Below are 13,506 nucleotides of genomic sequence, written 5' to 3'. Positions count from 1 at the left end.
CTCAAGGACCAACTGGACCAGCAGGACCAATGGGACCTGCTGGACCTGCAGGAGCAGATGGCACTGATGGAGGAAATTACACAGTCACTGTCGTAAGTTCTAATACAACTATCACTACAGAAAGTCAAATTGTTATAAGCTCTGGTACAATGACATTAACTTTACCAGCAACTCCTCAAGAAGGTCAAATTGTATATATTTATCATGAAGGAGGTACTTCCTTAAATGCAAATGGTAACAACTTAAAAGCTGGTGGCTCTTTAGTTTCAACTCCTCTAGTCTTAAGTGGTGGATCTGCAGTACAACTTATTTATGTAAGCGGTACATGGTATGCACTATAAATAACAACTTCTTTAAATAAAAAAGAGGTGTATAAATAATTTATACACCTCTTTTTTGTTCTAAAACAGCTTCTATTTTTGGATTATTTTAAATAGGCTAAAACATTAGTTTCAATTCTATTATGTATATCTGACACATCTGCTTTCACAAAAGTTTCACCTGTAATCTGTTCATATAACTCAATATAACGCTCACTTACAGAATGCACATAAGCATCACTCATTTCTGGAAGTGTTTGCCCTTCTAACCCTTGAAATCCATTAGAAATAAGCCACTGTCTCACAAACTCTTTAGACAATTGCTTCTGTGCTTCACCTTTATCTTGACGCTCCTGATAACCTTCTGCATAGAAATAACGTGAAGAATCTGGTGTATGAATTTCATCAATTAAAACAATTCTACCGTCTTTAGTTTTTCCAAATTCGTATTTGGTATCCACCAAAATTAAGCCTCGATTTGCAGCAATTTCTGTTCCACGTTGAAATAATTTTCTGGTATAATCTTCAAGAACAATATAATCCGCTTCAGAGACAATGCCCTTTTTCAGAATATCTTCTCTAGAGATATCCTCATCATGATCACCCATTTCCGCTTTTGTTGCAGGTGTAATAATCGCTTCAGGAAATTTATCATTTTCCTTCATGCCTTCTGGCATTTCAACTCCGCATAACATTCGCTTTCCTGCTTTATATTCTCTTGCAGCATGGCCAGACATATAACCACGGATTACCATTTCAACCTTAAAAGGCTCACATAAATGACCAACAGCCACATTAGGATCTGGTGTAGCCACCAACCAATTAGGGACTAAATCTTCAGTCTCCTTCATCATTTTAGTCGCAATCTGATTTAAGATTTGGCCTTTGTAAGGAATCCCTTTAGGCATCACCACATCAAAAGCACTAAGACGATCTGTGGCAACCATAACCAATTGCTCATCATTAATATTATAGACTTCTCTTACTTTTCCTTTATAAACACTTTTCTGATTCGGAAAGTTGAAATTGGTATCTACTATGGTGTTCATTTAATCATCATTTAGTTGTGAACTACAAATGTAATTTCTTTACTTGGGTCAAACAATAAACTCCATAAAAAAAGGAGAAATAAACTTTCTCCTCTTTAATTTAACTTTTATGTGGTTTATCTTATTTAAACCTAATATTATAAGTTGCTCCAATTCCTACAGCTTGGATATCTATATCATTTTCTGCAAATGTATTTTGATAATAAGCGTAAAAATTCCAATCGCGATTATGGTAACCTATTTGTGGATTTACATAAAGTCCACCTTCGTTATCATCTACTCCGGTTAAAAACCCATAACCTAAATCGGTGCCAAAAAACAAGCCATCAGGCGTAAAATAATAACGAATAAATCCTGCAAGTGGAACGATTCCGAAATCATCATTCTCATCTTCTCCAAAATAATTAGTGTAACCAGAAGCCAATCCAATTCCTAAATTAGGATTAAATAAGTATTGTCCTCTCAAATCTACACCTAAAGCAAACGATGACGCTTCATCTGCATCACCTACTGGTATGCCTGCTGTTAAACCTGCTTTAAGCCAAGAATTGTCTGCATTTAAATCGATGTCTTCTTCTTGAGCAAATAATGGACTTAATCCTAATGTAATTCCGATAATTAAAAATACTTTCTTCATGTTGTTGTAAGTTTTTATTATACCACAAATTTAAACTAGGTTAACCGCTAAATATTTATATGATTTCTACTAAATTTTATACAATTAAAAGCTGAAAACACATAATAACCTCACTTACAACATTTTAACACACTACTCTCTATTTTCAATACTTTTATAAGCTGCAATCACCTTCTTAACCAACTTATGGCGAATCACATCTTTATCGTCTAAATAAATCATACCAATACCTTCAACATTTTTCAACACTAAAAGGGCTTCTTTTAGTCCAGAGATGGTACGACGTGGTAAATCTACTTGCCCAGGATCACCTGTAAATAAAAACTTGGCATTCTTACCCATTCTGGTTAAGAACATTTTCATTTGGGCATGTGTGGTATTTTGGCCTTCATCTAAAATAACAAAGGCATTATCTAGAGTTCGCCCTCTCATAAAAGCTAAAGGTGCAATTTGTATAACGCCTTTTTCTACATAGCTCTCTAATTTTTCTGCTGGAATCATATCACGCAAAGCATCATACAACGGTTGCATATACGGATCTAACTTTTCCTTTAAATCGCCAGGTAAAAACCCTAAGTTTTCACCAGCTTCAACAGCAGGGCGTGTTAAAATAATACGTTTAACTTCTTTTCTTTTTAACGCTTGTACAGCCAAAGCAACTCCTGTATAAGTTTTACCAGTTCCCGCAGGCCCAATAGCAAAAACCATATCATTTTTTCGCATACTTTCTACCAACTTACGCTGATTTGCTGTTTGTGCTTTAATGAGCTTTCCTCCTACACCATGCACTATAACCTCATCGCTTCTAGTTGACGTTGTATAGTCATCACTACTTTGACTTGTAAGCACGCGCTCTATAACGTTTTCATCGAGCTTGTTATACTTTCCAAAATGTTTCATTAACATGGTCATTCTACGATCAAACTCTTCGAGTAAATCTTCATCTCCGTAGGCCTTTAATTTGTTACCTCTAGCAACTATTTTAAGTTTAGGAAAGTACTTTTTAAGAAGTTCAATGTTAGCATTTTGCGCTCCGAAGAATTCTTTTGGAGATATTTCTTCGAGTTCTAGGATCAGTTCATTCAAAAGCGAGCTATATTTAGTGTGTTAATCTGTTTTCTTTTCTTAATTTTGTAATTCTTGTGTATACACACAAATCTAGTAATTTTACAACCACAAATCATAAAAAAATATCAACAATCAATCCATGGCTATAATCACTTTAACGACTGATTTTGGAGAAAAAGATCACTTTGCTGGAGCCATAAAAGGAGCTATTTATAGCGAGCTTGAGCAGATTAATATTGTAGATATATCGCATTCCATTTCGCCTTTTAACATTTCTGAAGCGGCTTATATTATTCAGAATGCCTATAGCAGTTTCCCTAAAGGAACGATTCACTTAATAGGAATTGACTCAGAGTTAAGCCCTGAAAATAAGCATATTGCAGTCAAATTAGATGACCATTACTTTATATGCGCAAACAACGGCATAATGAGTATGATTTGCGCAGAAATCGCGCCAGAGAAAATTGTAGAGATTAATATACATGATAGAGTGGAAACTAATTTTCCTGTATTAGACATTTTTGTAAAAGTAGCCTGCCATATTGCACGTGGTGGCACACTTGATGTCATAGGAAAAGTTATTAACACTATTAAGCCAATCAAAAATTTAGTTCCGTTTGTTAATGATGAGTACAACCAAATTATTGGCACTGTGATTTATATTGATAATTACGGAAATGTTGTCACTAATATTAAACGTAATTTTTTTGAAACGGTTCAGAAAAATAGACCGTATGAAGTTTTTGCTCGCAATAAACGGTTTAATAAAATCTACAATAAATTTAGTGATCTAATTGATTTTACAAAAGAAGAATCTAAACGCGATGTTGAAGGTAAAGGCTTAGTTGTTTTTAATTCTTCTGGATATTTAGAAATTGCAATTTATAAAAGCAACCTTACTACTGTAGGAGGTGCTTCTACTTTAATGGGATTAAAAACTATGGATACTGTGACGGTTAATTTTGGAAGCCCTTCATCAAATCTAGCATAGCAGAAAAATATTTTCATCAGAAAGAATCTAAGAATTATAATAAAATTATGTTAGTAAGAATTGTAAAAATGAGTTTTGAACCGTCAAAAATTGAAGAATTCTTGGCTAATTTTGAAACAGTAAAACAAAAAATCAGGAACTTTGAAGGTTGTCAGTTTTTAGAACTCTATCGCGATCAGAATAAAACCAATATTTTTTTTACGTATAGCTACTGGAGTTCTGAAGACGATTTAAATAATTACAGACATTCCGACTTATTTAAAGACGTTTGGGCAAACACAAAACCAAAATTCAATGCAAAACCTGAAGCTTGGAGTGTCGATAAATTGACGAGTTTAAATTGATAAACTTTAATTTGAAATATAAATTGAAATGTCATTGCAAGCTAAATGTTGCAATCTTTTAAATTTAAAACGAAACATAAACAGATTACTACGTTACATAATTAGCGTGAGTAATGACGAGAACTAACGATATAATATGCTAGCAATCTTAAAAAAAGAAATAAACACCTTCTTCGCTTCACCAATTGGTTATTTGGTTATTGGCGTCTTTTTATTACTCAATGGGTTATTTCTATGGGTATTTAAAGGTGAATTTAACATATTAGATAATGGACAAGCCTCTTTATCATCATTCTTTTTACTCGCGCCTTGGATTCTTATTTTTCTAGTCCCAGCAGTAACCATGCGTAGTTTTAGTGATGAGAAAAAACAAGGCACTTTAGAGTTATTAGTTACCAAACCTATTTCTCATTTTCAGATTGTATTAGGAAAGTATTTTGGTGCTTTTACGCTTATTTTAATGGCTTTAATTCCAACTTTCTTATATGTTTATACAGTGTCTCAATTAGGAAATCCAACAGGGAACCTTGATATGGGAAGCACTATTGGCTCTTATTTTGGCTTATTGTTTTTAGTTGGCGCTTATACTGCCATTGGTGTGTTTGCATCTACCCTTTCTGATAATCAGATTGTAGCATTTATCATTGCTGTTTTTATATGTTTCTTTTTCTATTTTGGGTTTGAAGGCCTATCTAATTATAACCTATTAAACAATTTAGTTTACATGGAAAACCTTGGCATGTCTGCTCATTACAATAGTATGAGTCGTGGTGTTATTGACACGCGAGATTTAGTGTACTTTATAAGTATTGCCTTAGCTTTTTTATTATTTACAAAACTCAGAATTCAAAAACAATAATATGATAATCACTCCTTTATTAGTCATATTCTTAATTGTCGTTTTTGTACTCCTATTTTTATTTTTAAATACTGTTGACAAACGCAAATGGCTCTCGGCTATAATAAGCTTAGTGCTTACACCTTTTGTGTTTTTCTTTATGTTTTATCCTTTTCTAAATATTATTAGTAGTTACCATCATCAAAAATATTTTAATAGTGAAGCTTGGATAGAAGAACCCGCTTTGCGTTATGAGATGATTGATAATATTATAAAAACAGATACGTTAATTGGAGCTTCAAAAGCTAATGTTAAAACTCTTTTAGGAGAAGTAGAATGGTTGTCTTGGGATGATGCTCAAAACGCACATGATAACAACAAATGGAATTATGGACTTGGCATAGAACCTGGCGCATTTAATGATAAAAAAGAATGTGTAGAAATCACATTTAAAAATGATAAAGTCATATCTATACGACCGTATCAAGAAGAAATAACTTTCGAGAATGAAAAAAAATAAATCTATATTACATATTGTTGCTATTATTGCAGGACTCATCATTGTAAATACAATTTCGAGTTCGGTTTATCAGCGTTTCGATTTAACTAAAGATCATCGCTATACACTCTCAGATGCTTCAAAGTCATTGATAAGCGATTTAGACTCACCTTTAATTATAGATGTTTTTTTGGAAGGTGATTTTCCTTCTGAATTTAGATTACTTCAATCAGAAGTAAAACAACTTATAGAAGAATTTCAGTTAGAATCCAATCAAATATTCATTAACTATATTGATCCAATTGAAGATGAAACTACACGTCAACGCTATATTGAAGAATTAACAAATGCAGGATTAGAACCATACATAAACACAGATAACAGCACAGGAAAAGTAACTCAAGACATTATTTTTCCATGGGCTTTTGCTAGCTATAAAGGTGAAACCCTTAAAATTCCACTTTTAAAACGAAGCATTACTCAAGGGTTACAAGAACAAATTAATAATTCAGTACAAGCTCTAGAATATGCCTTTGCCGACGGTTTTAGTAAATTAGTAAATGGGAAATCAAAAAAGGTTGCTATTTTAAAAGGGAATGGTGAATTAGATGACATTTATATAGCCGACTTTCTAAAAACGGTGAAACCGTATTATAATTTAGCGCAATTTACCTTAGATAGTGTGGCTACCAATCCACAAGGTACATTAGATAAACTTAAAGACTACGATTTAATTGTTGCGGCAAAACCAAGTATTCCTTTTACCGAAAATGAAAAATTAGTTTTAGATCAATACACCATGAATGGAGGTAAAAGTCTATGGCTTACAGAGTCTGTTATAATGGACAAAGACAGTTTATATAATGCGACAGGAACTGGAGTATCGATTATACGTGACTTAAACATGAATGATTTTTTCTTTAAATATGGCGTTAGAGTAAATCCTACTTTAGTCAAAGACCTCTACTCTGCCCCAATTATGTTATCTATAGGAGAAGGTAGTGAAGCACAAATGCAACCTATTCAATGGCAATATTCACCTTTGGCAGCATCAAATCCTAAACATTCAATCACCAAAAACTTAAATTTAGTAAAGTTTGATTTTGCAAGTCCAATTGATACCTTAAAAAATAGCATCAAAAAATCTATTTTGCTACAGAGTTCACCAAAATCTAAAACAGAAGGTGCACCAACATCTATTTCTTTAAACAATGTCACTAAAGCACCTAACGAAGCAAGTTATAACTTAGGTCCTCAAAATTTAGCGGTATTGTTAGAAGGTGAATTTTCTTCAGTTTATGACCAACGTGTTTTACCATTTAAAGTAAATGATTTTAAATCTAAAAGTAAGGCGACAAAAATGGTTGTGGTTTCAGATGGTAATGTGATAAAAAATGAAGTCATAAAAAATAGACCCTTAGAATTAGGCTTTGATCAATTCACCGGAAAATCATTTGGCAACAAAGAATTTTTACTAAATACAGTTAATTATCTTTTAGACGATACAGGACTTATAAACATTAGAGCTAAAGAAATTAATGTCGCTTTTTTAGATGCAGATAAAATAAAAGACAGTAAAGGCACATGGCAATTTATTAATATTGCTTTGCCACTCATACTTTTAGGTCTCTTTGGTTTTGTATTTAATTATTTGAGAAAACGTAAATACACGTCTTAAAAACTTGTTTTTAATGCAATAAAATACGACTTTAATTAGTAGAATTTGTTAATAAGTTTGTTTTAAAAAACCCTTCTATTAAGATATATTTGTAATACCAATTAAAAGTATAAAATACATATATTCAGCATGAAACCTCTAATCTAACAAGGTTGAGTTTTATCTTAAGAATTTAATTTAAGATGTTCCATGTAACGAATTAAAAACAATTAATATAAAACACATGAAATTCATTGTTTCAAGCACCTATTTATTAAAGCAACTTCAAGTATTAGGAGGTGTTATTAATAACAGTAATACACTACCTATTTTAGATAATTTCTTATTTGAACTTAGCCAATCAAAATTAACGATTTCTGCGAGTGATTTAGAAACAACGATGTCTGCTACAATAGATGTTGAAAGTGATTCTGAAGGCAGCATTGCCTTACCTGCAAGATTACTTCTAGATACTTTAAAGACCTTTCCTGAGCAACCTTTAACCTTTGTTGTTGAAGAAAATAACACGGTAGAAATTAGCTCTAATCATGGTAAATATGCTTTAGCTTATGCTGATGGTGCTGAATTTCCAAATGCAGTTTCTATTGAAGATGCTAGTACAACAACTATTATGGGAGACATCTTAGCAACAGCGATTAGCAAAACAATTTTTGCTGCTGGTAATGATGACTTAAGACCTGTAATGAGCGGTGTGTTCTTTCAGTTTTCTCAAGATAATTTAACCTTTGTAGCTACTGATGCTCACAAATTAGTAAAATATACTAGAAATGATGTGAGTGCAACCGAAACTGCTGAATTCATTATGCCTAAGAAACCTTTAAATCTTTTAAAAGGAATTTTAGCAGGAAGTGATGATGATGTATTAGTAGAATACAACGAATCTAATGCCAAGTTTACTTTTGAAAACTCAGTATTAATTTGTCGTTTAATTGATGGAAAATATCCGAATTACGAAGCGGTAATTCCTAAAGAAAATCCAAATAAATTAGTAATTGATAGAACACAATTTTTAAACTCTGTACGTCGTGTTAGTATTTTCTCTAATAAAACTACACACCAAATTCGTTTAAAAATTGCTGGTGCAGAATTAAACATCTCTGCAGAAGATATTGATTATTCAAACAAAGCAGAAGAGCGCTTAACTTGTGATTATCAAGGCGACGATATGCAAATTGGGTTTAACTCTCGCTTCTTAACCGAAATGATAAACAATTTAAACTCAGATAACGTTCAGTTAGAAATGAGTTTACCAAACAGAGCTGGTATTTTAACACCAATTGATGGTTTAGATGAAGGTGAACACGTAACTATGCTTGTAATGCCAGTGATGCTTAATAGTTAAACTTTTTATTACTCATAATATTTATATATAAAAAAAAGCTCACTAATAGGTGAGCTTTTTTAGTTAATATAATAACTATCAATTAAGATTATTATTATTATCTATATAAAGAAATGAACCTTCATAATCTCCTGAAATCACAACGCCATCTGCTCTTGTAAACGTAAACGATAAACGAATAACATCGACATCATATTCCGTTATTGTAATACTGCCTTGGGTAACTTCTAAATCTGTGTTACTTCCGCTTTTGTAAAACTGACTGATTCCGTTTTCAAATTCACCACCAACAATAGAGCCATTTACTATGAACTCTAAACTTGAGATTTCGGACAACTCATAAGTTACTCCAGGTGTTAAATCTAAATAACTAATTCGTGCTGTAAACAAATCTACATTACTCAATGTAGTACCATCAGAAGCGGCTACTATTTCGGCCTCAGAGCTATTGGTTAAACTTAAAAACACACTATTCAGTGAAGGCTCTACAATTACGGTATGCATTTCAAATACAGATTCCCCTACCGTAATATGATTTTCATAGGTATCAGAATTATCATCATCTGAAGAACACGCTGTTAGAAGCATTGCAAATAGTACAATTGTATAAAATTTTAAATGTTTCATTATTAAATATGTTTTGAATGATTTGGTAAAAAAAGCGCTCACAAAAGTGAGCGCAAAGAAGTTAACACAACCGCAACTTTAGTTTCTAAAGAACTTTTGGTTTATAGATGAAGAAGCGGTTTTCATTTGAATAAGGTATAATCCTGTAGACAAATTAGACACGTCAATACCGTTATTAACGGTGTGAGATTCTTTTACTAATTGCCCATTAATGTTGTAAATAGCTACACTTTCAATCTGTTCAGTAGATTGAATATATAATCTATCGCTTACAGGATTCGGGTATAGTTTTACTGCATTTGTATTTAGAGTAATCGTATCCAATCCTAATGAAGAATTATACTCATAAGCCCCCAAATCTATAGTGGTATTGAAAACCCTATCGTTTCCAGATAAGTCCAAATCACCAAATAAAGCGACATCATAAAGTGAATTATCTCCTTCGTCTATGATATAAGTTGAAGCTGATGTTGGTTTGTAATCAGCATCTAAATTTAAGTTATCTGTTGCTGGATCTAAAGTGGTTAAGTTAGTAGTAGAAAACGTTCCGTAAGTTCCAGCGTTTGAAGGTACTGCTGCAATAGTATTTTTAATAAATACATTGTAAGAAGAATCTAATCCGTCGGAAATATCTCTAGTAGCTGCTGAACCATTAACAGTATTCTGCCAAAAGATAGAATTATTAACATTTAGGTTGACACTTGCATCTCCTGAAGCTGTAATAGAATTACCATAAGTACCATTATAATCATTATTAACAAATGTACTGTTATTTATTACTACATCTAAAGTATTACCATTATTCCAGCCTTCTCTATAAATGTTTAATGCTGAAAGATTAATATCATTATCTGCCACCAAAACATTTGCCCATCGTGTAAAAATATAACCGTTTGTGCTGTCAGATTGTACGTAAACCAATCCCATATTAACAATGGTGTTATTTATAAACTTGGTGTTTTCAACAAGCAACCCTCCGTTTAATGTTCTCATTTTAAGCAAATAACCGTTAGAATAGTTATTTCTAAATACCGAATTTTTAATTTTTAGGTTATTAATACTTGAACTATTAGGAATAAAGATTACGCCGTTTTCATTAACACCACCAGATTGTGATGTGTCATAAATATTTTCAAAAATAATCCCATCAAAAGTCACATCACTAACTGTTACTTCAAATAAACGCTCTGCATTATCGGTTTTATTCGAAGAGAAATCACCATCAATATCATCTCCATTAATATCACCTGTAAAAATGGTTGCATTTGTAGTATGAATAGCTGTAAAGTCTCTATCTGCTATGGTTGTTTCGGTTCCTGCAAAACCTCCAATAATATCTACTTCGTTTGTATTAACGCTTATTGGCGTGTTTTTATCTGCCAATGTATACGTGCCTTTTGCTACCCAAACAGCATCATTTAAATTGGTAAGTGCTAAAGCGTCTGTTACGTTTGTAAAAGCATCTGTCCATGAGCTACCATCGTTGGCACCTGTTGCATTGGCATCTACATAATACACTGCTGGTATACAATTTTCGCTATAACTTGTTTGATTATCTATAGTCCAACCTACATTATACAGACCACTGTTTGCTGGTGGTGAAAAGCCTGCATCAACTTGAATACATGTTAAACTTGTATTACTATACGCTTTCATGTAGGTGAAATTGCTATTGTTTCCGTTAGAAATTAACAACGTTTCTAATGCACTATTTTCATGACAAAACAATTCATTAATATTTGTATTTAAACGGATGTCTAAACTTGTTAAGTTGTTGAAACCAGCATGCAAACGTGTTAATGATAAGTTGTTACTCACGTCAATAGTAGTTAAGCTATTATTAGGCACATCTAAACGCGTTAAATTGGTAAAAGCTTCAATACCTGTTAAGTCTTCAATACCAATACCGTCCATAATTAACTCGGTTGTAGCTTGCGCTTCAGCCAAAGTTATTTCAGTATCACCATTTAAATTGATACTATTATTGTTTACTAAATAACTTTTGAAACTATCATCTGGAATGTTTACAATTTGGTTTAACGCAGCACAATCGTCACCATAAACTGCCGAGTCACCTTTGGTCCAACCTTGACTGTATATTCCGGCATCTGCTGGTGGTGTAAAACCAGCGTCTATTTGAATACATGATAAACTATTACCATAAGCTTTCATCCAGTTAATGTTACTGTTATTACCATTGGCAATGTTTAACTCACTTAAAACGCCATTATTATGACATTGAATATCTGTAATTTGCGTATTTGCACTAATATCTAATGTTTCTATTTGATTATCAGAACAGTGTAAACGCGTTAATGCAAGGTTATTACTTACATCTAAAGACGTTAAATTATTGTTATAGCAATCTAAACGTGTAATATTAACAAATTCTTCAATACCTGTTAAATATTCAATAGACAAACCATTAATTAATAATTCACCTGTAAAAGCTTGTGCTTCTGCCACAGAAATTTCAGTATCACCATTTGTGTTAATAGCTGTATTTCCAACAAGATATGCTTTAAAATTTTCATCTGGAATGTTTACGTTTTGTGCAAAAGCCGAAAACAAACCCAAACACAAGTAGGTTGTAAATAAGAGTAAAGTTTTTTTCATTTTAGTTGAGATTTTTTCAATTAATAGACTACAAAGCAACAATCAACTGAAAGGTTTTCAATTTGCTTTTTTCTGAATAACTGAAATTTCTTTCTAAATGAAACCTAAAGTTTATACCTGCATTATAGGTTATAAAAAAAGCCTGCTTTGATAAGCAGACTTTAATGAACCATAAAAACGATAACTCCTTTTACTCGCAATTCATTTTTTGACCGTAAGGCATTTGACCGTGTATAATTCCACCAAATTCAGAACTACCATAGCCAGAACCATCATAGTATTGCTTAATTAAAAAGCCTTGTAAGTAGCAGTCGTTATTTTTATTTTTTTCGGTAAATGCCCCTTTAATCCAACGGTATAAAATGTGACCTGTGTATTTGTTTTTAACCACACTCCAGTCGTTAGATTCTATGTTAATTTTCAACAGTTTAGCACCATCTTTTTCTATCGTTTTAGACACATTTTGTTTAGCAAAGCTTACTAATGATGTGTTACTATTCATTGATCCTGCTTTTGGCATTTTTATAGCCGCCATAGTAGATTTTGCTGCGGCATCATAATTAGCTTTTAAGGTCGCTTCAAATTCTTGCACAATAGGTTTTGCTTTTTCTAGCCAATCTAAATGAAATTGCTGCTCACCTTTACCAATTACATTTAAAATGGTAATATCTTTTTGATGCATATACGATGGTACATTAAACGCATGTCCTCCTTGATGCGATGCCGCGTAAATAACAAACACATCGTCTGCAATCAGCATTCCTCTCACCAATATTGGCATTCCTGTACCAAGCTCGAGCGTTTGTGATCGGTCTGCACCAACTTTGGTGGTAAACATCCCTGAAACAAGCTCGTAACCTATATAACCTTCCGGAGACATGGCTTCTAACTCTGGAGTTGTTAAAAAACGTAACCAAGCATAATCAGGATCTTGGGATGGTAATACATCAATATTATCGCCCATATCAGTCATCTGACGTCTTAATTTTACACGGTCAACACCAACAGCACTCATCCCTTTAGTCATTGCAAAAGGATAAGACATGTATAAAAAGCCATCACTTATATTAGAGGCTGTTTTAGGTTTATTAGCGTCGGCTTCCTGTTGTTTTTTCTCAAGATATTTTTGATAGTATAAATCTTGCTTCGCTTGGTCGTTAGGGTATTTTTTGGCTAATTCTGCTTTAAATTCTTCATCGGTATATTCGGTTTTAGATGAATTTTGATTGGAAGTTGAAGTACTACCAACCATTCCTGTAGCATTGTCGGATTTTGAAGATGAGCTTGCCTCCTCTTTGTTTTTCAGCTTCTTCTCTACAGCAGCTTTGGCTTTCTTCTTTAGCATTTTGCCCAATTGTGCATGGGATGTATTGTAGCATAATGCTAAAACTAATAATAGAATTATTTTTTTCATAAGAATTGTGTTTAATAGACTTCAAAAGAAGTAACTAAACCACCATTCTTAATAGTGATTTTTCTAAAGCTGTGGATTTTTTT

The 13,506-nt window shown here is 32.7% G+C and carries 12 protein-coding genes and 1 pseudogene; 7 read left to right on the top strand and 6 right to left on the bottom strand.

The features are described 5' to 3' along the window. Positions 1–341, top strand: a pseudogene (locus KO504_RS04505) (hypothetical protein); the annotation flags it as partial. An 83-nt stretch (positions 342–424) separates the two neighbouring features. Here KO504_RS04505 and KO504_RS04500 read toward each other — a convergent pair. The 3 genes from KO504_RS04500 to KO504_RS04490 form a co-directional block, all read right to left on the bottom strand. Next, a complete protein-coding gene (locus KO504_RS04500) occupies positions 425–1,369 on the bottom strand; it encodes a phosphoribosylaminoimidazolesuccinocarboxamide synthase (protein ID WP_215925140.1) in 945 nt (314 codons plus the stop codon). 121 nt (positions 1,370–1,490) lie between these two features. Continuing rightward, positions 1,491–2,006: a hypothetical protein gene (locus KO504_RS04495; protein ID WP_215925139.1), complete on the bottom strand. Its 516-nt coding sequence runs from the start codon at positions 2,004–2,006 to the stop codon at positions 1,491–1,493. A gap of 132 nt (positions 2,007–2,138) precedes the next feature. Then, positions 2,139–3,092, bottom strand: coding sequence for a PhoH family protein (locus KO504_RS04490; RefSeq protein WP_215925138.1), 954 nt, complete (start codon positions 3,090–3,092; stop codon positions 2,139–2,141). Positions 3,093–3,213: 121 nt separating this feature from the next. Here KO504_RS04490 and KO504_RS04485 point away from each other — a divergent pair, with 121 nt between their 5' ends. The 6 genes from KO504_RS04485 (at position 3,214) to dnaN (ending at position 8,766) form a co-directional block, all read left to right on the top strand. Then, complete coding sequence (locus KO504_RS04485; RefSeq protein ID WP_215925137.1) at positions 3,214–4,065, top strand: SAM hydrolase/SAM-dependent halogenase family protein; 852 nt, start codon at positions 3,214–3,216, stop codon at positions 4,063–4,065. A gap of 47 nt (positions 4,066–4,112) precedes the next feature. Next, positions 4,113–4,409 (top strand): putative quinol monooxygenase, encoded by a 297-nt coding sequence (locus KO504_RS04480; RefSeq protein WP_215925136.1) that lies wholly within the window; start codon positions 4,113–4,115, stop codon positions 4,407–4,409. A gap of 136 nt (positions 4,410–4,545) precedes the next feature. Then, positions 4,546–5,268, top strand: coding sequence for a gliding motility-associated ABC transporter permease subunit GldF (gene gldF / locus KO504_RS04475; protein WP_215925135.1), 723 nt, complete (start codon positions 4,546–4,548; stop codon positions 5,266–5,268). 1 nt (position 5,269) lies between these two features. After that, complete coding sequence (locus KO504_RS04470) at positions 5,270–5,767, top strand: hypothetical protein (RefSeq protein WP_215925134.1); 498 nt, start codon at positions 5,270–5,272, stop codon at positions 5,765–5,767. Next, positions 5,754–7,424: a gliding motility-associated ABC transporter substrate-binding protein GldG gene (gldG, locus tag KO504_RS04465; RefSeq protein WP_215925133.1), complete on the top strand. Its 1,671-nt coding sequence runs from the start codon at positions 5,754–5,756 to the stop codon at positions 7,422–7,424. The genes KO504_RS04470 and gldG overlap by 14 nt, the downstream gene beginning before the upstream one ends. 223 nt (positions 7,425–7,647) lie before the next feature. Continuing rightward, positions 7,648–8,766, top strand: coding sequence for a DNA polymerase III subunit beta (gene dnaN, locus KO504_RS04460; protein WP_215925132.1), 1,119 nt, complete (start codon positions 7,648–7,650; stop codon positions 8,764–8,766). A gap of 78 nt (positions 8,767–8,844) precedes the next feature. Here the strand turns inward: dnaN and KO504_RS04455 are convergent, their stop codons facing one another. From KO504_RS04455 to KO504_RS04445, 3 genes are all read right to left on the bottom strand, one after another. Next, positions 8,845–9,393, bottom strand: coding sequence for a hypothetical protein (locus tag KO504_RS04455; protein ID WP_215925131.1), 549 nt, complete (start codon positions 9,391–9,393; stop codon positions 8,845–8,847). 78 nt (positions 9,394–9,471) lie between these two features. Then, a complete protein-coding gene (locus KO504_RS04450; RefSeq protein ID WP_215925130.1) occupies positions 9,472–12,009 on the bottom strand; it encodes a T9SS type A sorting domain-containing protein in 2,538 nt (845 codons plus the stop codon). A 190-nt stretch (positions 12,010–12,199) separates the two neighbouring features. Beyond that, positions 12,200–13,423, bottom strand: coding sequence for a hypothetical protein (locus KO504_RS04445; protein WP_215925129.1), 1,224 nt, complete (start codon positions 13,421–13,423; stop codon positions 12,200–12,202). Positions 13,424–13,506 lie beyond the last annotated feature (83 nt).

The organism is Winogradskyella psychrotolerans, from assembly GCF_018860565.1.
Classification (GTDB): Bacteria; Bacteroidota; Bacteroidia; order Flavobacteriales; family Flavobacteriaceae; genus Winogradskyella; species Winogradskyella damuponensis.
This window is presented reverse-complemented; position numbering and strand designations above follow the sequence as displayed.

Bases quoted from the DNA above. Each gene is read 5' to 3' on its own strand.
- KO504_RS04500 (WP_215925140.1), bottom strand. From the start codon at position 1,369: ATGAACACCATAGTAGATACCAATTTCAACTTTCCGAATCAGAAAAGT.
- KO504_RS04495 (WP_215925139.1), bottom strand. From the start codon at position 2,006: ATGAAGAAAGTATTTTTAATTATCGGAATTACATTAGGATTAAGTCCA.
- KO504_RS04485 (WP_215925137.1), top strand. From the start codon at position 3,214: ATGGCTATAATCACTTTAACGACTGATTTTGGAGAAAAAGATCACTTT.
- KO504_RS04480 (WP_215925136.1), top strand. From the start codon at position 4,113: ATGTTAGTAAGAATTGTAAAAATGAGTTTTGAACCGTCAAAAATTGAA.
- gldF (WP_215925135.1), top strand. From the start codon at position 4,546: ATGCTAGCAATCTTAAAAAAAGAAATAAACACCTTCTTCGCTTCACCA.
- KO504_RS04470 (WP_215925134.1), top strand. From the start codon at position 5,270: ATGATAATCACTCCTTTATTAGTCATATTCTTAATTGTCGTTTTTGTA.
- gldG (WP_215925133.1), top strand. From the start codon at position 5,754: ATGAAAAAAAATAAATCTATATTACATATTGTTGCTATTATTGCAGGA.
- dnaN (WP_215925132.1), top strand. From the start codon at position 7,648: ATGAAATTCATTGTTTCAAGCACCTATTTATTAAAGCAACTTCAAGTA.
- KO504_RS04455 (WP_215925131.1), bottom strand. From the start codon at position 9,393: ATGAAACATTTAAAATTTTATACAATTGTACTATTTGCAATGCTTCTA.
- KO504_RS04450 (WP_215925130.1), bottom strand. From the start codon at position 12,009: ATGAAAAAAACTTTACTCTTATTTACAACCTACTTGTGTTTGGGTTTG.
- KO504_RS04445 (WP_215925129.1), bottom strand. From the start codon at position 13,423: ATGAAAAAAATAATTCTATTATTAGTTTTAGCATTATGCTACAATACA.